The 25763-nt window shown below is 39.5% G+C and carries 26 protein-coding genes; 12 read left to right on the plus strand and 14 right to left on the minus strand.

The window, feature by feature from the left end; all coding sequences use genetic code 11:
* Nucleotides 1-13: 13 nt before the first annotated feature.
* From hemB to hemA, 9 genes are all read right to left on the minus strand, one after another.
* Entirely contained in the window at nucleotides 14-1000 is a 987-nt protein-coding gene (gene hemB / locus ACFSR8_RS01365) for a porphobilinogen synthase (protein ID WP_380288287.1), read from the minus strand.
* A 148-nt stretch (nucleotides 1001-1148) separates the two neighbouring features.
* Nucleotides 1149-2105 carry an oxygen-dependent coproporphyrinogen oxidase gene (gene hemF, locus ACFSR8_RS01370; protein WP_380289365.1) on the minus strand — a complete coding sequence of 319 codons (957 nt, stop codon included), beginning with the start codon at nucleotides 2103-2105 and terminating at the stop codon, nucleotides 1149-1151.
* 660 nt (nucleotides 2106-2765) lie between these two features.
* Entirely contained in the window at nucleotides 2766-3308 is a 543-nt protein-coding gene (locus tag ACFSR8_RS01375; protein WP_380288289.1) for a GNAT family N-acetyltransferase, read from the minus strand.
* Nucleotides 3298-4044, minus strand: a complete 747-nt coding sequence (locus ACFSR8_RS01380) for an EI24 domain-containing protein (RefSeq protein WP_380288291.1) — start codon at nucleotides 4042-4044, stop codon at nucleotides 3298-3300. The genes ACFSR8_RS01375 and ACFSR8_RS01380 overlap by 11 nt, the downstream gene beginning before the upstream one ends.
* 3 nt (nucleotides 4045-4047) lie before the next feature.
* The gene (locus ACFSR8_RS01385; RefSeq protein WP_380288293.1) at nucleotides 4048-5403 is read right to left on the minus strand and encodes a TrkH family potassium uptake protein; all 1356 of its coding nucleotides are present in this window, start codon (nucleotides 5401-5403) and stop codon (nucleotides 4048-4050) included.
* Between the two features lie 4 nt (nucleotides 5404-5407).
* Complete coding sequence (gene hemE / locus ACFSR8_RS01390) at nucleotides 5408-6430, minus strand: uroporphyrinogen decarboxylase (protein ID WP_380288295.1); 1023 nt, start codon at nucleotides 6428-6430, stop codon at nucleotides 5408-5410.
* 149 nt (nucleotides 6431-6579) lie between these two features.
* The gene (locus ACFSR8_RS01395; protein WP_380288297.1) at nucleotides 6580-6831 is read right to left on the minus strand and encodes a four helix bundle protein; all 252 of its coding nucleotides are present in this window, start codon (nucleotides 6829-6831) and stop codon (nucleotides 6580-6582) included.
* Between the two features lie 90 nt (nucleotides 6832-6921).
* Complete coding sequence (gene hemC, locus ACFSR8_RS01400; RefSeq protein ID WP_380288299.1) at nucleotides 6922-8499, minus strand: hydroxymethylbilane synthase; 1578 nt, start codon at nucleotides 8497-8499, stop codon at nucleotides 6922-6924.
* Nucleotides 8492-9754 (minus strand): glutamyl-tRNA reductase, encoded by a 1263-nt coding sequence (hemA, locus tag ACFSR8_RS01405; RefSeq protein WP_380288301.1) that lies wholly within the window; start codon nucleotides 9752-9754, stop codon nucleotides 8492-8494. Before hemA ends, hemC begins: the two co-directional genes overlap by 8 nt.
* Nucleotides 9755-9945: 191 nt before the next feature.
* On the opposite strand from hemA, the gene ACFSR8_RS01410 reads away from it, so the two are divergent.
* The 5 genes from ACFSR8_RS01410 (at nucleotide 9946) to ACFSR8_RS01430 (ending at nucleotide 14270) form a co-directional block, all read left to right on the plus strand.
* A complete protein-coding gene (locus ACFSR8_RS01410) occupies nucleotides 9946-10842 on the plus strand; it encodes a helix-turn-helix transcriptional regulator (protein ID WP_380288303.1) in 897 nt (298 codons plus the stop codon).
* A gap of 59 nt (nucleotides 10843-10901) precedes the next feature.
* On the plus strand, nucleotides 10902-11045 hold the full coding sequence (locus tag ACFSR8_RS01415) for a hypothetical protein (protein ID WP_380288305.1): 144 nt from the start codon (nucleotides 10902-10904) through the stop codon (nucleotides 11043-11045).
* A 267-nt stretch (nucleotides 11046-11312) separates the two neighbouring features.
* Nucleotides 11313-12353 carry a ferrochelatase gene (hemH, locus tag ACFSR8_RS01420; protein WP_380288307.1) on the plus strand — a complete coding sequence of 347 codons (1041 nt, stop codon included), beginning with the start codon at nucleotides 11313-11315 and terminating at the stop codon, nucleotides 12351-12353.
* Entirely contained in the window at nucleotides 12353-13720 is a 1368-nt protein-coding gene (locus ACFSR8_RS01425; RefSeq protein ID WP_380288309.1) for an MATE family efflux transporter, read from the plus strand. The genes hemH and ACFSR8_RS01425 overlap by 1 nt, the downstream gene beginning before the upstream one ends.
* Nucleotides 13721-13724: 4 nt before the next feature.
* Nucleotides 13725-14270 carry a CopD family protein gene (locus tag ACFSR8_RS01430; protein ID WP_380288311.1) on the plus strand — a complete coding sequence of 182 codons (546 nt, stop codon included), beginning with the start codon at nucleotides 13725-13727 and terminating at the stop codon, nucleotides 14268-14270.
* Nucleotides 14271-14584: 314 nt separating this feature from the next.
* Here the strand turns inward: ACFSR8_RS01430 and alr are convergent, their stop codons facing one another.
* Together alr and ACFSR8_RS01440 are read right to left on the minus strand one after the other, a co-directional pair.
* On the minus strand, nucleotides 14585-15700 hold the full coding sequence (gene alr, locus ACFSR8_RS01435) for an alanine racemase (protein WP_380288313.1): 1116 nt from the start codon (nucleotides 15698-15700) through the stop codon (nucleotides 14585-14587).
* Complete coding sequence (locus ACFSR8_RS01440; RefSeq protein WP_380288315.1) at nucleotides 15693-16340, minus strand: thymidine kinase; 648 nt, start codon at nucleotides 16338-16340, stop codon at nucleotides 15693-15695. The genes alr and ACFSR8_RS01440 overlap by 8 nt, the downstream gene beginning before the upstream one ends.
* Before the next feature lie 109 nt (nucleotides 16341-16449).
* Between ACFSR8_RS01440 and ACFSR8_RS01445 the strand changes: the two genes are divergently transcribed.
* The gene (locus ACFSR8_RS01445) at nucleotides 16450-17211 is read left to right on the plus strand and encodes a hypothetical protein (RefSeq protein ID WP_380288317.1); all 762 of its coding nucleotides are present in this window, start codon (nucleotides 16450-16452) and stop codon (nucleotides 17209-17211) included.
* Nucleotides 17212-17228: 17 nt separating this feature from the next.
* On the opposite strand, the gene ACFSR8_RS01450 is transcribed toward ACFSR8_RS01445, so the two are convergent.
* A complete protein-coding gene (locus ACFSR8_RS01450; protein WP_380288319.1) occupies nucleotides 17229-17714 on the minus strand; it encodes a DUF2867 domain-containing protein in 486 nt (161 codons plus the stop codon).
* 89 nt (nucleotides 17715-17803) lie between these two features.
* Here ACFSR8_RS01450 and ACFSR8_RS01455 point away from each other — a divergent pair, with 89 nt between their 5' ends.
* The 3 genes from ACFSR8_RS01455 to ACFSR8_RS01465 all read left to right on the plus strand — a co-directional run bounded on the left by ACFSR8_RS01455 (nucleotide 17804) and on the right by ACFSR8_RS01465 (nucleotide 19765).
* Nucleotides 17804-18433, plus strand: a complete 630-nt coding sequence (locus ACFSR8_RS01455; protein ID WP_380288321.1) for a TetR/AcrR family transcriptional regulator — start codon at nucleotides 17804-17806, stop codon at nucleotides 18431-18433.
* A gap of 8 nt (nucleotides 18434-18441) precedes the next feature.
* Complete coding sequence (rsmI, locus tag ACFSR8_RS01460; RefSeq protein ID WP_380288323.1) at nucleotides 18442-19113, plus strand: 16S rRNA (cytidine(1402)-2'-O)-methyltransferase; 672 nt, start codon at nucleotides 18442-18444, stop codon at nucleotides 19111-19113.
* A gap of 79 nt (nucleotides 19114-19192) precedes the next feature.
* Nucleotides 19193-19765: a uracil-DNA glycosylase family protein gene (locus ACFSR8_RS01465; RefSeq protein WP_380288325.1), complete on the plus strand. Its 573-nt coding sequence runs from the start codon at nucleotides 19193-19195 to the stop codon at nucleotides 19763-19765.
* Nucleotides 19766-20426: 661 nt separating this feature from the next.
* Here the strand turns inward: ACFSR8_RS01465 and ACFSR8_RS01470 are convergent.
* Nucleotides 20427-21017, minus strand: a complete 591-nt coding sequence (locus ACFSR8_RS01470; protein ID WP_380288327.1) for a carboxymuconolactone decarboxylase family protein — start codon at nucleotides 21015-21017, stop codon at nucleotides 20427-20429.
* A 46-nt stretch (nucleotides 21018-21063) separates the two neighbouring features.
* On the opposite strand from ACFSR8_RS01470, the gene ACFSR8_RS01475 reads away from it, so the two are divergent.
* From ACFSR8_RS01475 to ACFSR8_RS01485, 3 genes are all read left to right on the plus strand, one after another.
* Nucleotides 21064-21492: an OsmC family protein gene (locus ACFSR8_RS01475; RefSeq protein WP_380288329.1), complete on the plus strand. Its 429-nt coding sequence runs from the start codon at nucleotides 21064-21066 to the stop codon at nucleotides 21490-21492.
* Nucleotides 21493-21576: 84 nt separating this feature from the next.
* Nucleotides 21577-23268, plus strand: coding sequence for a single-stranded-DNA-specific exonuclease RecJ (gene recJ / locus ACFSR8_RS01480; protein ID WP_380288331.1), 1692 nt, complete (start codon nucleotides 21577-21579; stop codon nucleotides 23266-23268).
* Between the two features lie 2 nt (nucleotides 23269-23270).
* Complete coding sequence (locus ACFSR8_RS01485) at nucleotides 23271-24536, plus strand: MFS transporter (RefSeq protein ID WP_380288333.1); 1266 nt, start codon at nucleotides 23271-23273, stop codon at nucleotides 24534-24536.
* A 106-nt stretch (nucleotides 24537-24642) separates the two neighbouring features.
* Here the strand turns inward: ACFSR8_RS01485 and ACFSR8_RS01490 are convergent, their stop codons facing one another.
* Nucleotides 24643-25404: a UDP-2,3-diacylglucosamine diphosphatase gene (locus tag ACFSR8_RS01490; RefSeq protein ID WP_380288335.1), complete on the minus strand. Its 762-nt coding sequence runs from the start codon at nucleotides 25402-25404 to the stop codon at nucleotides 24643-24645.
* Nucleotides 25405-25763: the final 359 nt, after the last annotated feature.

Here is a 25763-nt window from a genome sequence, read left to right on the forward strand (position 1 = left end):
TATTTTTCGGTTATTAGATTAACTTAACGATATCTTTCGCAAAGTAGGATGCAATAATGTCAGCACCCGCACGCTTAAAAGCCGTTGTAGTTTCCAGCATAATTTGATCGTGGTCTAGCCACCCTTTTTCGGCAGCTGCTTTTATCATGGCATATTCACCAGATACTTGGTAAATTGCCACTGGAACATCTACTTCATTTTTAATTTCTCTAAGTATATCTAAATAAGAAATTCCTGGTTTTACCATCACAATGTCGGCGCCTTCATCAATATCCATTTCGGTTTCTTTGATGGCTTCAAAACGGTTTCCATAATCCATTTGGTAGGTTTTCTTGTCTTTTGGAATATCTTGAATATCCACTGGTGCAGAATCCAAAGCATCCCGAAATGGCCCGTAAAATGCAGAGGCATATTTAGCAGAATAACTCATAATACCTGTATTTGTAAAGCCTTCATCTTCTAGAGTCTCCCGAATGGTTAAAATACGGCCGTCCATCATATCGCTCGGTGCCACAAAATCAGCTCCGGCTTGGGCATGGGACAGACTCATTTCTGCTAGAACTTCTGCTGTGTCATCATTCAAAATTTGTCCGTTTTCAATGATACCGTCATGTCCGTATGCAGAGTAAGGGTCTAAAGCCACATCGGTCATCACTAACATGTCCGGACAAGCATTTTTAACAGTTTTAGTAGCACGTTGCATTAATCCATTCGGATTTAAGGCTTCAGTACCTTTATTATCTTTTAGGTTATCTGGCACTTTAACGAAAAGCAATACTGACTTTAAACCTAGTTTCCAAAGTTCCTTAACCTCGTTTTCTAATAAGTCCAAACTATACCTAAAGTAATTGGGCATGGACGGAATTTCATCTTTAACACCTTTGCCCTCTACCACAAAAAGTGGTACTAAAAAATCATCGGGCGTGATGATGGTTTCACGAACTAAGGAACGAATGGCTTCGTTGGTTCTGAGTCTTCGGTTTCGACGTAATGGATACATATAAAAGCCCCCTATCCCCCAAAGGGGGAATACCTATTAGGGGTGAATAGGGTTTGAGGATTTCGCTTCCTTATTTAAGGCATTGAAACTAGTTATTATTTTATCGGCTATACTTTTTCTCATAACAGCTAGAGTTCCCCTTTGGGGGTTAGGGGGCTTTTACCCACTCTTTCGGGTTTCTTAAAACTTCAATTAATTTTCCTTCCTCGCTACCTTTTTCAGGGTGATGGTCATACACCCATTGCACATGTGGCGGTAAGCTCATTAAAATACTTTCGATGCGACCGTTGGTCTTTAGCCCAAACAAGGTGCCTTTGTCATGCACTAAATTGAACTCCACATAACGCCCACGACGAATTTCCTGCCAATTGCGTTGGGCTTCGGTATATGGTAAATCCTTGCGCTTTTCAACGATTGGAACATATGCTTCTAAAAAGCTGTTACCTACTTCGGTGACAAAGTTATACCAATTTTCCATGCTCATGCTGTCTGTGGCTTTGCAATAATCAAAAAACAGTCCGCCAACGCCTCTGCCTTCATTTCTATGAGCATTATAAAAATACTCATCGCAACGCGCTTTATATTTTGGATAAAATTCCGGGTTATGTTTGTCGCAAGCCGTTTTGCAGGTTTGATGGAAGTGTTCTGCGTCTTCTTCAAATAGATAGTAGGGTGTCAAATCCTGTCCGCCTCCAAACCATTGGTCTATTATCGTTTTGGGCTCACCTGCCCTGAGCGGAGTCGAAGGGTACATTTCAAAATAACGCCAATTGGCATGCACCGTAGGAACCAATGGGCTTTTGGGGTGAATCACCAAACTCAATCCACAGGCAAAAAAGTCCACATCACCAACCTTAAAATAGGCCTGCATGGATTTTGGTAATTTCCCATGGACCCCGGAAATATTTACGCCACCTTTTTCAAATACATTCCCATTTTGAATCACTCGTGTGCGTCCGCCACCACCTCCTGTGCTGAGGCCTCTCGAAGTATCTGGGCGTTTCCAAATATCTTGTTGGAACTTCGCTTTGCCATCAATTTCTTCAAGCTTTGAGGTGATGCTATCTTGTAAATCTTGTATGTATTGGTAGAATTTGTCTTTCATGGATAGCGTAGAATTTAAATCTAGAGGGTCTTTGAGACGTTGCAGGTTAATACCGGTTTTTTCTTGACCTGCAAGGTTTTGAAAACCCTGTAGGTCTGATTGATGAGCAAACTTAAAATTATCTAAATCTTCAAAAAGACTTAAAATATAAGCTTTTTCAGGGGATAGGTTTAAATTAAAAAAAGAATTAAAGGATGAGAATTTATAGGTTTCAAAATCATCGACTAAACCATGGATTTCTGGGTTTTTATGGACATAAAGAATTAAGTTTTTCAAATAAACCTCATCTTCGATTTTTTTTCTTTTGAAATGCTTTTCAAATAAACTTCCCGTTCTATTTTGCTGTTTATTAAAAGCTTTAGCATAGGTATTGAATAAATTGGAAAGGGCCTGAGTCACTTCTTTTTCATTCCTAGCAATTTTTGCAACTAAATGAAAATGATTGTTCATTAAACAGTAAGCAACCACTTTTATCTTTTGAGACAGATGTTTATCTATTAATCTCAAAAAATAGGACATATTATCCCCGGTCAAAAAGATAGTTTGACTATTTATGCCTCTGTTGAAGATATGATAATAATGGTCTTTTTCCAGTCTTTCCAATACTTTTTTTTGATACCTACAAGGTTTTGGAAACCTTGCAGGATGTACCTTTATTCATTACTCCATCTCATTATAAAGTTCATACAATTCCATATCCAAAGGGTTTTCATTAGGAGGGGTGTAATTGTTTTTCAAGGTTTTGATATGCGTAAAATTACAGTTTTCAGCGACTTTTATACTCCCCATATTACTGTGGTGAACCAAAATCTGAAGCGTTTCAAAACCTAGGTTGTCAAAAGCGTAATCCGATAATTCTTGAATAGCAGTTGTCATTATTCCGCGACCTTCAATATTATAATCAATACAATAGGCGAACTCCCCTTGCTTTTTAGTCCAATCGATTTCCTTGAGGAAAATCAAGCCAACTAGCTTATGAGATTCATTTTTTTTAATGGTGAACACATATTCTTCATCATTTTCAAATTGTTTTACCTTTTTTTCTGCAAAGATATTGGACAAATCTGGTGTTAAGTTTTGCTCCAATGTTTTTGGGAAATAGCGTTTTAATCGGTCCTCATTGGCAACTACAAAATTACAGATGCTCCAAGCATCCTTGGTTTGAATGGGCGATATGTAATAGGAACCTAAATTAAGCTGCATGTTTTGATTGTAAAGCTTCCACGGTACGGGTTGATGCGGCGGTAACAGATAACGGTAAAACTAGAAGTACCCCAATCACGGGGATGAGCAAACACAGAAGGAAAACAATACCATTGCCAATGGCCAATCCTCTATGTTTCCTTACAAATTGTACGCTTTCCTTGTATTTAAAATGACGTTCCAAAGTGTAGTCCATATTCCCAAAACCGGCATAATAGGCTTGCACCATAAACAACAAAATTGTTGAAAATATATTAACCAAAGGGATCAACTTCAACAATAAAATAGGAATGGTGAGCAATAATTCCATAAATAAGTTTCTGCCATTGATTCGAATGCCACGCCACAGCTGCTGGGTAAATGTCGTATCCCGATGGGAATGTGCGGGTTGCCCAGTAAAATGTGCTTCTATTTTTTCTGAAACCGGACTCATAAAGGGTGCCGATAAGGCCAAAATAATGTGCTTGTAGAGAATGAGACCAACTACAATGATGACCAGTCCTGAAATAATTCTGTAAGTTACTTTCAACCAATTGGCCCCACCCCAATTGGGTAATATACTCGCAATCCAATCACTGATATAACCTGAAAAACCATAAGCTGAGCCAAAAACGGCAATGGCCGTAACCAAACTAATCAACATGGGGATGGCAAAATACTTCCACAGTTTCAGTTTTGAAATCAAACTGAAAGCGCCGAAGTAAGCTTTTATTCCTGAAATGATATTTTTTATCATAGTTTAAACAGCAATATCCTCTTTTAAAACATTCAGATTTTCTTCCTGATTCGTTTTGGACCAAATAGCCAATCCGAAAGTTAGAACCCCCAAACGTCCAATAAACATTAGCATTATAATGACAAGTTTCCCAAATACATTGATATCGCCGGTTATTCCTGTACTTATGCCTACCGTCCCTAGTGCCGAGGCGACTTCAAAAAGAATATTTTCAAATTTGAAATCGTTGGTAATCGTTATCAAAAATGTGCCAATTAAAATAATTATGGTATAAAAAATAAAAGCTGACGTAGCTACATATAGTCGCTCATATGGGATAATCCTGCCTAAAAACGTAATGTTTTTTCGGCCTTTTAATTGACTTTTTAAAATCGCGAAAACCGCTGTTAATGTGGTAATTTTAATTCCTCCTGCCGTACCAGAGGGCGAAGCGCCAATATACATCAAAAAGATACAAACCAACATCATTGCTTGGGAGAATAGTCCAAAATCAACCGTATTGAATCCAACGGTTGTCATCGCGGTCATAGTTTGAAAGAAGGAAGTTAAAAAGCGCGAACTACCCGATAATGCAACAATACTTGGCTCAAAAAAATAGAAAAATATGGTGCCAAAGGTGAGTAAAATTAGAAAGCCCCAAAGTATGATTTTAGTAGTGAAACTTAATTTATGCGACTTTTGTTTTACCCAAAGTCCAAAATCGGTTATAACAATAAACCCCATTGACCCGCAGATGGCCAACATCGAAATAATAAATGTGATAAAGTGGTCATCGGCATAGTCTATAAAACTATTGTTAAACAGGCTGAAACCAGCAGTGCAAAATGTGCTCACACTATGAAAAATTGATGACCAAATGGCATCCCAAACAGGCATTCCTTTGCCTTTAAAGGCAATAAAGAATAGTATGGCACCAATGAATTCCATTATTAATGTGAAAAGAATAACCGATTTTATAAAATCCCTAATTCTTATGGTTTTGGGGAGCGTAAACTCGGCGGACAATATTTTTTTATGCCATAAGGTTATTCTTCGGGTAGTGGACAGCAACATGAAGGTTGTAAAGGTGAGATAACCAATACCGCCAAGCTGGATGAGCGTCATAATGATGAATTGCCCAAAGAAGTTATAGGTATCAAAAATAGAAACCGTCACCAAGCCTGTAGTAGAAACTGCTGAAGTAGCAATAAATAAATGATCCAATAATGTGGCACTCTCCTTTTGAAACCATGGTAAACTCAGCAATATAAAACCTAAAATAATGTATGTAAAAAACCCGTAAAATAAGTTTTGTTGTGGGCTCCATCCTTTTTTTAGAAGCACATATTTTTTGGCTAATTGCTGAAATGGTTTGGGCATATTGCTACATATTATATTCCTTTACCGCGTCAATAAAAGCTTTAGCATTTTCCAATGGAATGTTTGGCAAAATACCATGGCCTAGATTCACTATATATTTATCCTTGCCGAATTCATCAATCATTTGGTGTACCATTTTTTTGATGGTTTCGGGTGGGGACAATAAGCGTGATGGATCAAAGTTACCCTGTAGGGTGATGTTGCCTCCAGTAAGATAACGTGCATTTTTTGGCGAACAGGTCCAGTCTACACCCAACGCCGAAGCACCACTTTTGGCCATCTCACCAAGGGCAAACCAACAGCCTTTTCCGAAGGCAATTACCGGCGCATCGTCTTTTAAGGCTTCAATGATTTGATTAATATATTGCCACGAAAATTCCTGATAATCCGTTGGTGACAACATACCTCCCCAGGAATCGAATACCTGAACGGCATTTACACCTGCTTTTACCTTTTCCTTGAGATAGGCAATGGTAGTATCTGTTATTTTTTGAAGCATTTGATGCGCAGCAACCGGGTTGGTAAAGCAGAATGCCTTCGCCTTATCAAAGTTTTTACTGCCTTGGCCTTGTACACAATAACATAAAATCGTCCATGGTGAACCTGCAAAACCAATCAAAGGAATTTCATCGTTCAATTTTTCCTTTGTCGCTTTTATGGCTTGATATACATAATCCAAAGCTTCCTTAACATCCGGAACTATGGCATTGTTCACATCTTTTGAGGTACGCACAGGATTAGGCAAGTAGGGCCCAAAATTGGGTTTCATCTGCACTTCGATGTTCATCGCCTGTGGAATCACCAAAATATCACTGAACAAAATGGCGGCGTCCATGCCGTAACGTCGAATGGGTTGTACCGTAATTTCACTGGCCAATTCCGGTGTTTGGCAACGGGTAAAGAAATCGTACTTCGCCTTAATTTCCATGAATTCTGGCAAATAACGTCCCGCTTGGCGCATCATCCACACCGGAGGACGGTCAACGGTTTCGCCTTTTAATGCTCTTAAAAATAAATCGTTTTTCATAACTGGCTTTTGGCTGTTAGCCTTTAGCTATTAGCTCAGGGATATCAGCTATTTTTTATTTTACTAATTAAACTATTTATCATTTTTGCTTCTTTTTGAATTAAAGAAAAAATGGTTTCGAGTTTTTCTTCTTTTATGAAATTTAATCCTTACGCGATAATCAATTGTGTTTCAATTTCGAAAAGTGAACCCATTGCGATTTCAAGAAAGCGTTTGAATTCAACTTCACTATTTCTGCTACGGCCTTCGGCAATATTTGAGGGCACAGAAACAGATGCTCTAGTTAACTGACTTCGTAAACCGAACTTTTCATCGGAAGGTAATTTATCAGATAATTGATAAACCTGTTTTACAAGCTCAATTCCATTCTTCCAAATATCCAACTTTCTAAAATCCCTCATAATTACAGCTTTTGCCTCTTAGCCTTTAGCGTTCAACATACTTATGCGCAGCAGTGGTGCTAACAGCTAGGAGCCGATGGCTAAAAGCTATCAAACATAATGCGCATTCACCAACTCAATCACGCTCTCCACAGTTGGAACTTTAGCAACTCTCACATCTTTAAAATGGCGTCGAGCCTCTTTTGCTGTAGTTTCCCCAATACAAAAGGCGATTACTTCGTTTTTGTTTTTTCTTGTAAAACTCTCTACAGTTGAAGGGCTATAAAACATTACCCCTTCAATAGAACTTTCCACTTCAAAACCGTCATATTTAGTTTGGTAGGCCTCCACTTCGTTTACCGTAATATGGTTTTCGCTTAAAATCGTTGGCAATGCATCCAATCGGATATCACTGCAAAAATAGGTTACCTCTGTGCCTTCAATGTACTCCACTAAATATTCGGCTAATGCTTTTGCGTTTTTAGCGGCATACTTCACCTTGCCAATTTTATTCTCAACGAGGCGTTTAGTTCGGCGGCCAACGCAGTATATGTTTTTGAATTGTAGCTCAACTGCCGAATAGTTGGTGATCAAAGCTTCAACTGCATTTTTGCTGGTGATGATGACGTTTTCAATCTCAGATTTAAATATCTGCGGACGAATGCGATTCAAACTAATTTTGATAAAATCATCGCTTTTGGCGACCACCTTTTCATGAAACAATTTTAATTGGTCCTCGCTCAAGGTTTTTGTGGAAACCACATTGGTCACCTTGTTGGTGAACTTAATCTCATCCATTAAACGCTTGCCACCACGTTCAATAATATAGTCAGCACAGAAAACAGCCAAGTCTTCATGCTTGCCTAATTTTTCGGTGCGCTCTACCTGTATTTTTTTAGAGCCATCCTTGCTTAATAGCACACCTTTAAATTGAACTTCTTCATCCTTTATTCGTGCCAAAGCACCAATCGGGGCAGTGCAACCACCCTCTAATCGATTTAAAAATTTACGCTCGATGGTCGTACAAATTTCAGTTTCCTCGTGATTGAGTTCGGCACAGGCTTCCAAAATAAAGTTGTCCTCACCAAGCGCAGTAATCATAATAGCACCTTGTGCCGGCGCGGGTACCATCCAATCGAGATTTATAGCCTCTTCAGGTCGAATACCGATTCTGCCAATACCTGCAGCAGCAAAAATGGCCCCGTTCCAATGGTCGTTATCCGCGAGTTTTTGCAAACGCGAATTCACATTACCACGCAAATCTTCAATGGTATGCGTAGGATAACGGTTCAGCCATTGGGCTTTTCTCCGTAAACTGCCAGTGGCAATCACCGCATCTTTGGCTCCAAGGAATTCTTCATTATTCTTAAAAACAAGGGTGTCGTTAACATTGCCCCGTTTCAATACTGCAGCCTGAACAATGCCTTTTGGTAAAATTGTTGGCACATCTTTTAAGGAATGCACGGCGATATCAATGTCGTGATTGAGCATCGCAATATCCAAAGTACGCGTAAAAATACCTGTGATACCAAGCTCATAAAGTGGTTTGTCCAAAACCAGATCGCCTGTGGATTTTACGGGAACGAGTTCCGTTTGATGCCCTAAATTTTCAAGTTGAGTTTTAACAATATTGGCCTGCCACAACGCCAATTCACTATCGCGCGTACCAATTCGGATGGTTTTAGACATTTTTTGGGGTAGGTTCTAATTGGAACACTTTTTTAATCAGTTCCAGGCTATCATCTGTAGAAACATCATCATCCTTTAAATGATGCGCAAAATGATTGGTAATTTTTTGAATGATTTTGGTGCTGATCAATTCAGCTTGAGCTTCGTTGAAATCGGCATTTTTTTTACGTTGGGTATCCAATTCCGCAGTGGCAAAATCCGTCAATTTATGTTTTAAGGCTTTTATGGTGGGCGCAAACTTTCGGGTTTCCAACCAGCTATTAAACTCGGCTTTAACCTCCTCAATAATGGCTTCGGCCAGTGGAATATCGGCCTTTCGGTTTTCTAAAGTTTCATCAGTGATTTTAGACAAGTGATCCAAATGTACCAAAGACACGTTGTCCAATTCTTGAACATTTTCGTTGACGTTCTTTGGAATGGAAAGGTCCAAAATCAAAAGCGGTTTTTTCGTTTGAATGATATGCTTGTCTATTGTTGGGCGATGTGCTCCGGTGGCCACAATCAAAATATCGGAAGTACTGATTTCCTCCTGTAAATTGGCATAATCCTTAACCACCAAATTGAACTTTCCGGCGATTTGCTCGGCTTTGTCCTTGGTGCGGTTTATTAGAGTGATATGTTCGTTTTCGGTATGTTTTACTAAGTTTTCACAGGTGTTTCTGCCAATTTTACCGGTACCAAACAATAAAATATCCTTGTTCGATACGTCCTCCACATTTCTGAAAATATACTGAACAGAGGCAAAGGATACCGATGTGGCCCCTGAGGAAATATTGGTTTCGGTTTTGATACGTTTGCTTGCTTGAATCACAGCATTCACCAAACGCTCGGAAAAATGATTCAGTAAACCATACTTTCGCGATAGCTTACTGCTCCCTTTCAGCTGACTTATTATTTCGAAGTCGCCCAAAATCTGGCTGTCTAATCCTGAGCCCACACGAAACATGTGCGCAATGGCTTCCTTGTTTTTATACACGTAGGCCACATCACGAAACTCTTCAACGGTACCATTGGTATTGTCGCAAAGCAATTCAATCAATTGAAAAGGGTGCTGGGCAAAACCATAAATTTCGGTGCGGTTACAGGTGGAAGTCACAATCAAGCTTTCAATACCGTTGTCTTTGGCTTCCTGCAATAAAGCATGCTTAGACTCATCGTCCAAACTAAAACGACCGCGTATATCAGCATCGGCTTTTTTGTAACTTAAACCGATGGCGTAAAAGGAACTGCTCTTGCTAATATTGTATTTGTGCATTACTCTACCTGAAATTGCGAAACAAATGTAATTGGAATGGTAGCAAAAAAATAACGCTGAAAGAACTTTTAATATCGTTTGTGGTTTTTTACAGTGATTTGCAAATAAAATATGATAAATGTCATATTTTTGTAGTGTAATTGGCAGTTTTGAAGCCTTTAATTTAGAACTATTCTAAATAAAACTAAAAAATGCACGAAAAAAACAAAATAAAAAGTATCGCTAGAAGTACTTTTGAGGAAACAAAAGTTGATGATGGCTTTTTGATTTTGACCTTTAAAAATGACGAAAGTATCGTTAAAAGTGTTGCAAAAGAAATAGATAGCAGTTTTATTCAATTTCACTTCTGTATCAAGGGCGGGACAAAGTTTGTATTCAATCAAGGCCGCTATGCATTGGACATTCATGAAGAAAACTCATTGTTGCTTTACAATCCGCAACGCGAACTACCCATTGATCTTCAAGTAGAACCAAATTCTTGGATTGTTTCCATTTTGATTTCCATAAAGAAATTCCATAGCCTTTTTTCACAAGAGGCCGATTATATTTCATTTTTAAATTCTGAAAACAAGGATAAAAAGTATTACAAAGATGGGGTTATTTCACCATCGATGGCTATCGTTTTGAACCAGCTTATCAATTTTAATTTGAATACATCGATTAAGCAATTATACTTTAAAGGAAAAGCCTACGAACTGTTGAGTTTGTATTTTAACCGAAGTGAAGACGCCGATATTGAGCAATGTCCGTTTTTGGTAGATGAGGCCAATGTTATCAAAATCAGGAAAGCTAAGGATATTGTGGTCTCCCGAATGGCTGAACCTCCAAGTTTACAGGAACTAGCTGACGAGATTGGATTGAACATTAAAAAATTGAAAGAAGGATTTAAGCAAATTTATGGGGATTCGGTATTCAGCTTTTTATTTGATTACAAAATGGAAGTAGCTCGAAAGCTATTGGAATCAGGCGAACACAATGTTAATGAGGTTGGGCATAAAGTGGGATACAGCACGTCCAGTCACTTTATCGCGGCTTTCAAAAAGAAATACGGTACAACGCCAAAAAAATACATTATGTCCATGGCTTAACGATTTGTAAGCATTTTTGTTTATATTAGACAAATGTTTAACCCCAAAACGTTGAAATCATGAAATTTCTAACCCCGGAAATTGAAGCCTTATCCAAGCACGTACAAACTAAATCTTTAGCAAAATTAAACACCTCATGCGGTATTTTTCAGGATTGCAATCCGTCCGAAAACCGTCCTGTTTTGTACCACAAACAGAGCTAAATCTGTTAGAGGTAATTTTCACATTGTGCTTACGCGTTGTTAAATCTATGGTGTATTCCTTGATTTCGGAATAAAATCGTTCACCATAGAAGTGCTATGGTCCTTCATAGCGCAAATGTTACAGGTTGTACCATTATTATGATTTTGCCCTTAATTTGAGTAATATCCTTAAAGGCTATAGAAGTCCTAATGTTCCAGTAGTATTTTGTGGCCGGTAAGAAGCCATTTTAAATTTCTATCGTATTTTTGCAAAACGAAAAGCGTACTATGCAAAAAGGAATTCTACTAGTTAATTTGGGTTCACCGGACAGCCCGAAACCCAAGGATGTCAAAAAATATTTAGGCGAATTTTTAATGGATGAAAGGGTCATCGATGTGCCCCTTTGGGCAAGAACCTTGCTCGTTAAAGGTATTATATTAAATACGCGACCTAAAGCCTCGGCAAAAGCATATCAAAAAATTTGGTGGGAAGAAGGTTCCCCGTTAATTGTGCTTTCTGAACGATTGCAGGAAAAAGTGCAGGAAAAACTGGACTATCCTGTGGCACTGGCCATGCGATACGGAAGTATGACCATAAAAAATGGACTTCAGGAATTGGTGGATAAAGGGTGTACTGAAATAAAAACGGTACCATTGTACCCGCAGTTTGCCATGGCAACTACCGAAACCATCGATGTAAAAGTGGACGAATTGGTTGCCGAGCACTTTCCTCAGGTTAAAATTACCCGAACCCCAGCATTTTATAACAGGCAGGATTATATCAATGTGCTTTCAAAAAGTATTGCAGAATCACTTGAAAGTCTGGATTATGAGCATATTTTATTTAGCTACCATGGAGTTCCCGAACGGCATATCCGCAAAAGCGATATTACCAACGGCAACTGCAAAATGGATGGTCGATGTTGCTTTAAAAAAGGCAGTAAGCAACACGAATTTTGCTACCGCCACCAATGTGAGATTACCACGGTAAATGTTGCTAAGAAGCTAGGTTTAAAAAATGGTACCTATTCCACTACATTTCAATCCAGATTAGGTTTCGACCCATGGTTGCAACCATACACAGACCGCACCATTGAACGCATGGGTAAAGCCGGTATTAAAAAAATGGCTATTGTAACACCGGCATTCGTTAGTGATTGTTTGGAAACACTTGAAGAAATTGCCATGGAGGGCGAAGAGATTTTCCATGAAGTGGGAGGAAAAGAGTTTACCGTGATTCCATGCTTAAACGAACGCGATGATTTTGCACAAGTTATAGCAAATATGGCTAACGAATGGGCAACAGCTGAAACCTCGGCAACAGTTTAATGGCTAAAATTTCCTCACAAGATTTAGGAACACAGCCTATTGGCAAGCTTTTGGTAAAACAAGCTGTGCCTGCGTCCATCGGTATTTTGGTGATGTCCCTCAATATTTTGGTGGATACTATTTTCGTGGGAAATTGGATTGGAGCTACAGCCATTGCAGCTATTAATGTGGTATTGCCAGTTTCGTTCTTTATTGCCGCCTTGGGCATGGCGATTGGCATTGGTGGATCGTCCATTATTTCAAGGGCTTTGGGAGCTGAAAACCCTAGAAAAGCACTGAAAACGTTTGGAAATCAAATTACCTTAACGCTATTGCTTACCGTCTCTTTGGTCGCAGTTGGACTGTGGTTTGTGGACGCTATCATTCCTGCATTCGGGGGGAAAGGCAACATTTTTGAACCAGCCAAAATTTACTATACCATCGTGCTGTATGGCGTGCCGTTCTTGGCGCTTTGCATGATGGGCAATACGGTGATTCGGGCGGAGGGCAAGCCCAAATTTGCTATGTACGCCATGGTCATTCCCTCCGTCAGCAATCTCTTGTTGGACTATATTTTAATCAACGTTTTGGACATGGGGATGGCAGGGGCCGCCTGGGCCACTACCGGTGGGTACTTGCTGTGCTTTGCCTTTATCCTTTGGTTCTTTATGTCCCCAAATTCCGAATTGAAAATAGCCAAATGCCACTTCGGTTTAAATAAACCGATAGTTTCAGAAATTGGTGCATTGGGTTTTGTAACGCTGGCAAGACAGGCCGTAGTGAGTATCACTTATCTGTTTATGAATAATATTTTGTTCGATTTGGGTGGTGAAACCTCGGTCACCGCTTATGCCATCGTTGGCAGAATGTTGATGTTTGCCCTATTTCCCGTGTATGGTATTACCCAAGGATTTTTACCTATAGCAGGCTATAATTATGGTGCCAATCAAAAAGAACGGGTAAAGCAGTCTATCTATACCGCCATCAAATATGCCGCAGGATTGGCAACGTTGGTTTTTGTCCTACTGATGATTTTCCCGGAACCCATTACAAAACTGTTTACCACGGATGCCCAAGTGGTTGAAGAAACCCCATCCGCCATGCGCTGGGTATTCGCTGCCACCCCAATTATTGCATTGCAGTTAATCGGGGCCGCCTATTTTCAGGCCATAGGGAAAGCTATTCCAGCATTACTGCTTACCCTTACACGGCAAGGCTTTTTCTTTATCCCCCTAATTCTGATTTTACCTAAATTTATGGGCGAGTTAGGTGTTTGGATCGCGTTTCCAATTGCCGATATTTTGGCCACAATCGTTACCGGATATTTTCTAAATAGAGAAATTATTAAGAACTTGAAACCCGAAACCGAAGCACTGGAAACCACATAATTTTATGGAATATTACCCCTACATCAAAGCATTTCACCTCATTTTTGTGATCACTTGGTTTGCAGGGCTTTTCTATATCCCAAGGCTTTTTGTGTATCAAATCGAAGCCTTCCACAAACCCTCACCAGAGAAGGAAATTTTAGGCAAGCAACTGAAGCTTATGGCCAAACGCCTGTGGTACATCATCACTTGGCCCTCGGCTGTGCTATCCACCATTTTCGCCATTTGGTTGCTCATATTACAGCCGTTTTGGCTGGAGGAAGCATGGATGCAAGTCAAATTAACCTTCGTGCTTTTACTGTTCATTTATCACTTAAAAACCCATCAGTATTTCAAACAATTGCAAAACGACGTGGTAAAGAAAACCTCTAGTTTTATGCGCCTTTGGAACGAGGGTGCCACTTTTATCCTCTTCGCCGTGGTGTTTTTGGTCATTTTAAAAAGTGCCATCAACTGGGTTTGGGGCCTCATAGGCATGGTGGTTTTGGGCATATTAATTATGCTGGGCTATAAAATCTATAAGAGGATTAGAGAGAATAGCCCCTCCTAGCCTCCCCAAAGGGGGAGGGATTCTAATCAGTACGTTAGATTTCTAACATATATTGACAATCTAAAAAAATGAAAAACTTTAAATATTGGAATTACTATTTGCTTATTGGGATAGTTGTTCTCTTTTCTAATAAGTTTATTAACTATTCCCAAGTTCTTTTAAAATGGATTGTTTTATTTACGGGACTGCTTTTTTCCATATACGGATTAATTCTTTTTTTCAAAGAAAAACGAAAGGATAAAGCCGAATAACTGCGCAAAGATTGGTACCTATTAAGTGCTCATTTCCTCCCCTTTGGGGAGGCTAGGTGGGGCTTAGGGCCTCTTTATGATTCGTTTCACCCGTTGCGAAATAGAAGTAATCAATTCATAAGAAATTGTACCAGCACTTTCAGCCAAAGTTTCTGCTGAAGTGGTTTTCCCATCAAAAACGATAACTTCATCTCCCTCCTTGCACTCAATATCCGTGATATTGACCATAATCATGTCCATACATGTATTACCAATAATGGGAGCTCTTTTGCCATTAATGGTCACAAAGCCTTTACCGTTTCCGTAAATCCTGCTGAGACCATCGGCATGACCAATCGGCAAAGTAGCCGTTTTGGTAAATGATGCATTACTTTTGTAAGCGCGGTTATAGCCCACCGATTCGCCTTTTTCAATATTATGAATTTGGGAAATCACCGTTTTTAAACTCGCGATGGGTTTTAAATGAGTACTTTCCTTTTCAGAATTCCCAAAACCGTAAAGTCCAATACCCGGGCGCACCATATCAAAGTGGGCCTCCGGGTAATTTAATACCCCCGAGGTATTGCACATATGCAACCAAGGTTGATAGCCAATGGTTTTTGAGAAGTTTTCAGAAATCGCTTTAAAATTTTCAATCTGACCCAAAGTAAATGCTTTTTCATCCAAATCCTCACTTGCGGCCAAATGCGAAAAAATGGATTTCACTTTAACGGTAGATGTTTCCTTTACTTTGTCAACTACGTAATCCACATCCTTTTCCCAAAAACCCAAACGGTTCAACCCAGTATTAAATTTGATATGAACGGGATAATCTTTTTGTTGCTTTTCAGTGGCAACGGCGATAAACTCATTTAAAATCTTGGCGTTGTAAAGATTCGGTTCTAAGCAGTTTTCAATAATGATATCACAGTTTACGGCCAAGGTATGCAAGACCATAATCGGAGCGGTAATACCCGCTTTTCGCAGTGCCACGCCTTCATTTGCATAGGCCACAGCAAAATAATCCACCTTCAAATCCTGAAGATATTTGGCAATTTCCTCGGCATCATTTCCATAGGCAAATGCCTTAACCACTGCTAAAAACTTGGTGCCGTTTTGAAGTTTGGATTTTAAATACTCAAAATTGTGTTTTAGGGCGTTCAGGTCAATTTCAAGAACGGTTTCTTGCGCTTTAGGCATCGGATTTCTTTTGTTTAGGAGTCACTTCTTCAGCATCTTTCACCTTCATATGTCTAATTTTATCGCGCATCATGGATTTATAAAACGCCGCTCGGCTCAACGGTTCGTACTCTTCCTCTTCACCCAAAAGCACAATGTTGTCGCTATTCGCTTTGCGGTAACTGTATTGGGCCAAATTCCCAGTTCTCACACAAACCGCATGCACTTTGGTAACGTATTCAGCGGTAGCCATTAAATTGGGCATGGGTCCAAACGGATTGCCTTTGTAATCCATGTCCAGACCTGCAACAATCACGCGTACGCCTTTATTGGCCAAATCGTTGCACACACGAACGATTTCATCATCAAAAAACTGTGCTTCGTCAATGCCTACCACGTCACATCCATCGGCAAGAATCGGAATATTGGCCGCCGCAGGTACAGGCGTAGAGCGGATTTCATTGGCATCGTGCGACACCACTTTGTCCTCATCATAACGCACATCAATGGCCGGTTTAAAAATCTCTACCTTTTGCCTTGCAATCTGAGCGCGTTTTAAACGGCGAATCAATTCCTCGGTTTTTCCCGAAAACATCGAACCGCAGATGACTTCAATCCATCCAAATTGTTCTTTATGATTTACAGTATTTTCGAGAAACATTTTGTAATTTTAACACTAAATCGACGGCACCGCCCGTTTTATATAAAGGTGGCGTAAATTTATTAAAATCAAAAGTCTAAAGCACATTAATTTTTAAAATTATAAAGTGATGAAGAAGAAGTTGGAATCCGAGCTGATGAGCATTGCCCATAGAATTCTAAAATTGAAGGGAAGGGGGGACGTGAACAGGTTGCACGATGAGGCCCGTGTGCTTTATGAAAAATTATCGGTATTAAAATTTGCCTATGAAAATTTTGATGATGAACTGCCAGTAATTGGTGAAGATTCCTCGTTTTATGGGATGATTGATTCGGCCTTCAATAAAAAGATAAGCGACAATATTGAAGTTGAGGATAAAATCTACATCAACCTGGACGATGTTGAGGACGACGAGATTTCCGAGCCCGTGATGAACAAGATTAGGGATATGGTGGAGCTGATGCCTGAAACAGAAGATGACGAGGTGTCTCAAGAAGAGGTGGATGACATTATTGAATCTGTGGTTGCCAAGGACAAATACCATAAAAATGATTTGGAGGAGTTGACTTCAGGATTTAAGGATATGCCTGTTTTTGAGCCTGTTTCAAAAACACAACATCAAAACGGACAGGAAAAAAAATCCCTAAACGATAGCATAAAAAGAGGTGGACTCAACATTGGACTGAATGATAAGATAGCCTTTATCAAGCACCTTTTTGATGGAAACAATGCTGATTACGACCGCGTGATTTCCCAATTGAACACGACGCAATCTTTCGAAGATGCTACGCGATTTCTCGAAGCTATGGTCAAGCCTGATTACAACAATTGGGAGGGCAAAGAAGAGTTGGAAGAGCGATTGATACAAATTATTGAAGCTAAGTTTAGTTAAAAAAGTTACTTTTCCATTCATTGCTTATAAGCTCGCTTTACCATTTGTTTTACAATAATTACGTGAAACGGTCTAATTATAGCCATGTAAATCTTTCCAAATAAATTATTGTATTTAACCAAAGTGGTTACTTTAATGTTATTTTGGTTTTCTTCTGAATTGAAAACACTCACTCTAAAGTCTAAATGTTTGTCATCGGCCCCAAGCATAATCTCATTGTCTTCAACACTAATAATTTTAATGAATCCCATTTTTTCGCCAGGCTTGAAATTTGGACTAAAGTTTTTATCCATTTCGGTTTTTAATCCAAATACACTCACTATCGCATTGCGCAAACCCATTAAAAACTCAACCCATTTGGGCATGCTTCCAAAAATTAGATGCGCTATTGTATCTAAGGAATCTGTGTGATTTGTAGTTGAAAATGTATCTGTAAAATCTATTTGCGAAAACGATTGTTTAATGCCGGCTGTGTTGGGACAGTGTTCGGTTTTTATTACCATCAGAACTTTTTTTTTAGTTTAAAATTAGGTCAAATGTACTAATTTTTTATTAATTAGGTCAAACTTACTAATTTCAATATATTTGAAACATGGGGAAAACCAAGGATAAAATTCTATCAACAGCTTTAGATTTATTTAATTCACAGGGCATGGCTAAGGTTACTCTCAGGACTATAGCACAAACAATTGGGATTAGTCAAGGGAATTTAAACTATCATTTTAAAAGGCGTGAAGATATTGTTGAAGCACTGTATTTTGAAATTGTTGAAGGTATTAACGAAGCTATTGCAAATAGTATAAAACCTAACAACCCTTTGGAGGGAGTTTTTCTCACTACTCGAACCATCATGCTTACGTTTTATAAATATCATTTTTTCTTATTGGATTTTGTTTTGATAATGCGAGCGCACAAAAAAATTAAAATCCATTATCAAAAGTTGATCAAACAAAGAGAAACGGAATTTTTAGGTATGATTGAAATACTGATTGATAAGGGACTTATCCGAAAGCCTTTATTTTCAAATGAGTACAATAATCTTTTTAAACGTTTTCAGATTTTAAGTGATTTTTGGATGTCTTCAGTAGTTGTAAAAAAGGGAAAAGTCACAAAAGCATCTGTTAATGAATATTCAGAAACCATTTATCAATCCATATTCCCTTATTTAACTGTAAAAGGGCAAGAACTTTATAAGTCTGTATCTTTACCTAATTTAGATTAAAAACTTAGATGAGTAAACTCTTTATAGTACCAACTCCAATAGGGAATTTAAAAGATATAACGTTTAGAGCCGTTGAAGTTTTAAAAGCAGTAGATTTAATACTTGCTGAGGATACCCGTACCTCTGGGAAATTGCTAAAGCATTTTGAGATTACCACACCGATGCAGTCCCACCATATGCACAATGAGCATAAAACAGTGGAGGGAATTTTGCAAAAATTAAAAGCTGGCACCTCAATAGCTTTAATTAGCGATGCGGGAACGCCTGCCATATCAGACCCTGGGTTTTTATTGTCGCGTGCCTGTATCGAAAATGATATTGAAGTGGAGTGTTTGCCAGGAGCGACGGCCTTTGTTCCGGCGTTGGTCAATTCGGGTTTGCCCAATGATAAGTTTGTATTTGAAGGCTTTTTGCCGGTAAAGAAAGGCAGACAAACACGACTATTACTTTTAGCAGAAGAAACCCGTACCATGATTTTTTACGAAAGCCCACATAAATTGGTAAAAACCCTGGGCCATTTTTGCGAATATTTTGGGGAAGACCGACCTGTTTCTGTCTCTCGTGAGTTGACCAAGCTTTATGAGGAAACTGTTAGAGGTACTGCAAAAGAGATTTTGGAATATTATTCAAATAAACCGCCCAAGGGGGAAATTGTGGTTGTGGTTGGGGGTAAAAAGTAATTCATGTCACCCTGAGCGTGGTCACTGAGCAAAGTCGAAGTGCAGTCGAAGGGGTTGTTTCCGAATCTCATCACATTAAATGAAAAACCTTTTACAAAACATAAAACAATGCACCATTTGTAAAGCACATTTGCCTTTAGGCCCACGTCCAGTGGTATCCGCTCACCCCAATTCCAAAATCGTCATTATAGGTCAAGCCCCAGGCACAAAAGTACATGCCTCGGGAATTCCTTGGGACGACGCCTCTGGGAAGCAATTGCGAAAGTGGTTAAATGTATCTTATGAAGACTTTTATGATGAAACGAAATTTGCCATCATTCCCATGGGGTTTTGCTACCCTGGCAAAGGAAAATCGGGCGATTTACCGCCACGGCCAGAATGTGCTCCGCAGTGGCACAAACCATTATTTGATGCTTTTAAAAATGTAGAACTAGTCCTTTTAATTGGAATGTATGCCCAAAACTATTATTTGGGAAAGCATGCGAAAAAGACATTGACGGAAACCGTTAAAAATCATCAGGAATATTTGCCTAAATATTTGCCGTTACCGCATCCTTCGCCTCGAAATCGGTTTTGGTTGACCAAGAATCCTTGGTTTGAGGTTGAGGTGTTGCCGGAGCTTCAGAAAAGAGTAAATAACATTTTAAAGTAGTCAATAAAATTCTTCACCTTTTTATGCTTTTTCGGGTTTGATTCTTTTTTATATTTCGCTTGGGCAATAATTTTCTTTGAGCTCTGTCCCTTTAGATTATTTAAAACGTTAATTTCATGTTCCTCTTTTTTACGATTATCTATATAAATTAAAATAACTAATAATAGTAGAAAGAGCCCTATTGCTAATATTTTTATAAGAGAAGATTCCATAATTTTTGTTCTTAAGGCCTAAAATAAATCAGTCTCTTGGATTGGTTTAAGACATGAAATTACTTTGTTAAAATTTGCTTTACAAACATCATGAAAATGAAGATTTTAAACTAGGACATAAAAATTGGTTTTTTTACATTTATGTAAACCATTGATTTTATGATGTTTAATCAAATATATTTATTGAAATTTAGAAAAGAGATTGATAAAAATAAAGATTTCAGTAGTTTCTCTTAAATTGGTGAAACCAGAATTGGTTACTTGGTTTTGATGGGAACACTTATTGATTGTTGCAACAAAAAACCTCCCCATTTCCGAGGAGGTTACAATCTAGTTTACCTAAAAGCTAAGCGTTCTAAAACTCTAGATTCCTGCCTCCCCTTCCACAGCCCTCAGGGTGACACACAGGAATAACAGAAATCGTCAATCAAAAATCGTAATTCGTAAATCTAAACATGTTTTCCTTTCTCCCAACCATGTTTCCCCAAATACTGCTCACCACTTTCAACTGCACGATCTTCAATAGAAGTTCCCATAGAATCGTTCCAGCGGTTTAGATACCCAAATAAGGAAATCACGCCGAGCATTTCTACGATTTCACCCTCATTCCAATATTCGTATAAACGATTTTTAATGTTTTCATCCACAGCATTTGGTATTTGAGAGGCTGCCAAACTAAAATCTAAAGCGGCGCGTTCTGCCTCACTAAAGGCAGGATGGGTTCTGTATTTCCAAATATTATCCAGTTGCTCCTGTTCCGCCCCGTAACGCTCCGCAGCACGAATGGCATGCGCCTGGCAATAGCGACATCCCGTGGCATTGCTGGATACCCAAGCAATCATCCGTTTTAAGGCAGAGGTGACACGCCCCTCATTAGCCATAACCGCTTTGTTCAAATTAATGAAAGCCTTGCTTATGGCTGGACGGCGTTGCATGGTCAAAACCGAATTCGGGCAAAAACCCAGAGTTTCATTAAAGAATTTGGCCAATTCCTTGGTTTCTAAATCGTGCTCGGGAGATAATGGTGTTACTAAAGGCATAAATCACTATTTTTGACCCTACAATTAACAAAAAATATTTTGAAGAATGGGGGTTAAAATTTCTACAAAATGGCTGGGTGAAATGCGGTTTGAAAGTACCAATCCATCAGGCCATAGTTTGTTTATAGATGCTGGTGAAGATAACGGGGGTAAAAGCGAGGGGTACCGCCCTAAGGCTTTGATGCTTTCTGGTCTAGCGGGTTGTTCAGGACTGGATGTTGCGGCTTTGATCAAAAAAATGAAATTGGATGTAGACGACTTCACTATTGAAATTGATGCGAATTTAACAGAGGAACATCCAAAATATTACGATAAGGTCGCCATGCATTTTCACTTTTATGGCAATAATCTTCACGAAAAGAAATTACAGCGCGCTGTGGACCTGTCCGTTGAAAAATATTGTGGCGTCATGGAAATGTTCCGTCAGTTTGCTGAGGTTGATGTTAAGACCTTTTTTCATGATCAAAGTGCCTAAAATTACAAGTGTCTCAAGCCTTTAAAGTTTAATTGATTTTTTCACTTTAGGCACTTTAAGTACTTTTAACTCAAAATTTTTTAGATGCGCTGGACGCTAAAACCCAAACCTGACCAAAACAAAGTAAAACATCTGCAAGAGGTCCTTCAAGTGGATGAAACGATTGCCGACCTTTTGGTGCAACGCGGGATAGAAACTTACGATGAAGCTAAGGCATTTTTCCGACCGAGCTTAAGTCATTTGCACGACCCATTTCTGATGAAAGATATGGATAAGGCAGTGGAACGCATCGAAAAAGCAATTGCAAACAAAGAAAATATTTTGGTGTATGGCGACTATGATGTGGATGGCACAACAGCAGTTGCCTTGATGTCTACCTACCTAAAAACAAAACATCAGTTGGTTTACACATACATTCCCAATCGCTATGATGAGGGCTACGGCGTGTCCAAAAAAGGCATCCATTTTGCATTGGAAAACGATTTCACATTGATAATTGCTTTGGATTGCGGTATCAAAGCCATCGATAAAGTGGCCTATGCAAAATCCTTGGGCATCGATTTTATCATTTGTGACCATCACAGACCTGGTGAAAAGATTCCGGAGGCAGAGGCGGTTTTGGACCCAAAAAGAGAGGATTGCGAATACCCGTATAAAGAATTATGCGGTTGTGGTGTTGGGTTTAAATTAACCCAGGCGTTAGCTCAAAAGGATGGGGAAACTGCAGAGGATTTAATTCAATACCTGGATTTGGTGGCCACGGCCATTGGGGCGGATATCGTACCTATTGATGGGGAAAATAGGGTGTTGGCCTATTTCGGACTGCACGTCATCAATACTAATCCACGACCGGGCATAAAGGCTATTATCGACCAAGTTGAAAAGCAGGAATTGACCATAACGGATGTGGTTTTTATCATTGCGCCAAGAATCAATGCCGCAGGTCGCATGGAGCACGGAAATTTTGCCGTGGCGCTTTTAGCGGATGAGGAATACGAGGAAGCCAAAGAACACGCTGTGGCCATCGATGCTTACAATTTGGAAAGACGTGCTACGGATAAAGAGATTACAGAGGCAGCATTGCAACAGATAGAAGAACTGAATGAACAGGAAAGAATGACAACTGTTGTGTACGACGAAGGTTGGCACAAAGGCGTTATTGGTATTGTGGCTTCCCGCTTGACGGAAACCTATTATCGGCCGACTTTGGTATTTACAAAAAGCGGGGAGAAGTTATCCGCTTCGGCACGTTCGGTTAGGGGCTTTGACGTTTACAATGCCTTGGATGCCTGTAAAGAATACATTGAACAATTCGGAGGTCACAAATATGCAGCAGGGTTGACTCTAAAAGAGGAAAATTACGAAGCCTTTAAAAAAGCTTTTGAGAATGTGGTTTCCAAAACCATTGACAGGAACTTGCTAACTCCAGAAATAAAGATTGACAAGCAAATTGATTTAAAGGACATCACCCCAAAATTTTACAGAATCCTGAAGCAGTTTGCCCCTTATGGACCGAATAATATGACTCCTGTGTTTATGACTGAAAATCTTAAGGATACCGGCAACGGCAAATGTGTTGGCGCAGATAAAACGCATTTAAGATTTACGGCATCACAACCAGATTCGGACAGTTTTGTAGGTATCGGTTTTGGAATAGGAGACAAATTCGATTTGATTTCAGATAAAAAACCATTCAAGGCGGTGTATTCTATTGATGAAAATGAATGGAGAGGGAATGTATCGTTGCAATTGAAACTTCGGGATGTTAAACCTTAGCCATGCCAAAAACTGACCCTTACGCCGCACTTCGCATAAAGGAATTCAACATTTTTTTAGTGTTGCGTCTGTTTTTGGTGTTTGGATGGTCCATGCAATTTATTGTGATTGAGTGGCAGGTGTATAGCTTGACAAAGGACCCGTTATCTCTAGGAATTATTGGCTTGATGGAAATCATCCCGGCGTTTATGATGGCACTGTTTGCCGGGCATATTGTGGACCAAAAAGAAAAACGAAATTTATTCGCCATTTGTATTGCGACCTTTTCTCTGATTAGCTTAGGCCTATTTTTATTGACTTCTGATAGAATTGTAGGCGACTGGTCCACCCGCAATATTTTATACTGTATATACGCATTGGTGTTTTTTGGAGGATTTCTACGATCCTTTTTCGGACCCATTATCTTTTCATTGGTAGCGCTAATTGTCCCAAAGAAAATATATCCCAATGCCGCCACTTGGAGTACTAGTACTTGGAAAACCGCCGCTGTTTTGGGTGCACTTTTTGGAGGTTTTGCTATCAGTTGGATTGGAGTTGCTGCAACGTTGTGCGTTGTGTTTTTCTTGGTTGTCATCTCTTTTTGTTTGGTGTTTTTCATCAAAAAGAAACCAATTCTGAATACAAAAATTGGCGAACCTGTAAAGGAGAGTTTAAAAGTTGGCGTACGTTTCGTATTTCAAAATAAAGCCATTTTGGGCGCTTTGACCTTGGATATGATTGCTGTGCTGTTTGGAGGCACTGTTGCTATTTTGTCGGTGTTTGCACAGGATGTGTTGCATGTGGGTAGTGAAGGCTTTGGCATTATGAATGCCTCAATTTCTTTGGGAAGTATTTTAACGATGTTTGCCACAACATACATTCCAATAAGCAGAAATACCGGAAAAAAAATGCTGATTGCTGTGTTTATTTTTGGAGTGAGTATTATCGGTTTTGGGTTATCCAATATCTTTTGGGTAAGTGTATTGATGCTGTTTATCAGTGGTGCGGCCGATGGGATTTCCATGGTGATTCGTCAAACAATTTTACAATTGAAAACGCCTGATGATATGCGTGGTCGTGTGTCCTCTGTTAATTCCATGTTTGTGGGATCATCCAATGAATTGGGTGCTTTTGAGAGCGGGTTGGCGGCGAAACTTATTGGGCCGGTTGGGGCCGTGATTTTTGGAGGCTCAATGACCTTGTTGACGGTATTTGTTATCGGGGTTAAAAATCCAGTGTTAAGGGAGTTGGATTTGAGAGAAGATATTGAGGCTAGTGAGGTGGAGTGAAAAACGCACTCTGTCATGTCAAACTGGGGTACGATTGAGACATCTCACTATTAATGGAAATTTTTTCTAAATGAGATTTCTCACTCTGTTCGAAATGACAAATAGATTAGGATTTATACTCCTTCAACTCCAAAGTCTCACCATCAAAAACCCCATAGGTAAAATAATGGATCCAATCGCCGAGATTGATGTATATGGAATTCTGACCTAAATCTATATCCAAGGGAAGGTGTCTGTGGCCGAATATGAAGTAGTCGCGATGCTTGTCTTCCAGTTTTCGGTGGCAGTATTGCACGAGCCATTCGTTATCCTCTCCCAAGAATTTGGCATCCTCATCCCCAGAAATCAATTTATTTTTTACCGACATATAATGCCCTAGGCGCATGCCAAAATCTGGGTGCAACAAACGTTTAAACAGCCATTTGCATAATGGGTTTGTAAATACCTTTTTCATGCGCTTATAGCCTTTGTCGCCTGGGCCCAACCCGTCGCCGTGGCCAATAAAAAAGGTTTTGTTGTTAAAGGTGAATTCCTTGGGTTTGTGGTACACGGGAATGTTGAGCTCTTCTTCAAAATAGCCGTCCATCCACAAATCGTGATTGCCCACAAAATAGTGGATGGGGATGCCTGAATCTGAAATTTCGGCCAGTTTGCCTAAAGTTCGTGTAAAGCCTTTTGGTACGACTCTCCGGTATTCCATCCAAAAGTCGAACAAATCGCCTAAAAGGAAAATTACTGCAGCATCTTTTTTGACCTCATCCAGCCAAGCCACGAATTTTTTTTCTCGGGGTAGGGAGGCTTCCCGCGTTGGGGCACCCAAGTGGTTGTCCGATGCGAAATATATCTTTTTGCCTTTGGGTATTTGCATGGTGTAAATATACATATTCCTGCGAATCCCGTTAGCTATCGGGAAGGAATCTCATTTTCATTGATATGTTCATTTTGCCTTGATGCAAAACGAACAAAAAAATCATATCAATCTGAGGAAATTGCCAAGGCACCATTCGTTTTAGGAATTCTGTGGTTGAAACTTCGTCTCGCACCTCCATCCCATCACTCCTTATTTCTGCAGATTGATGATTCCTACTATGTCGGAACTTAGGACTTTACTTTCCGCTGGTTTCTTTTTTTCCTGTGTTTATTGAGATAGAGTGGCGTTCCCCTCCTTGGAGGGGCTAGGGGTGGGTAGCGCTAGGGATTGAACGCTTCGACTGCGCTCAGCGCAGG

Source organism: Hyunsoonleella rubra (assembly GCF_042684665.1).
Classification (GTDB): domain Bacteria; phylum Bacteroidota; class Bacteroidia; order Flavobacteriales; family Flavobacteriaceae; genus Jejuia; species Jejuia rubra.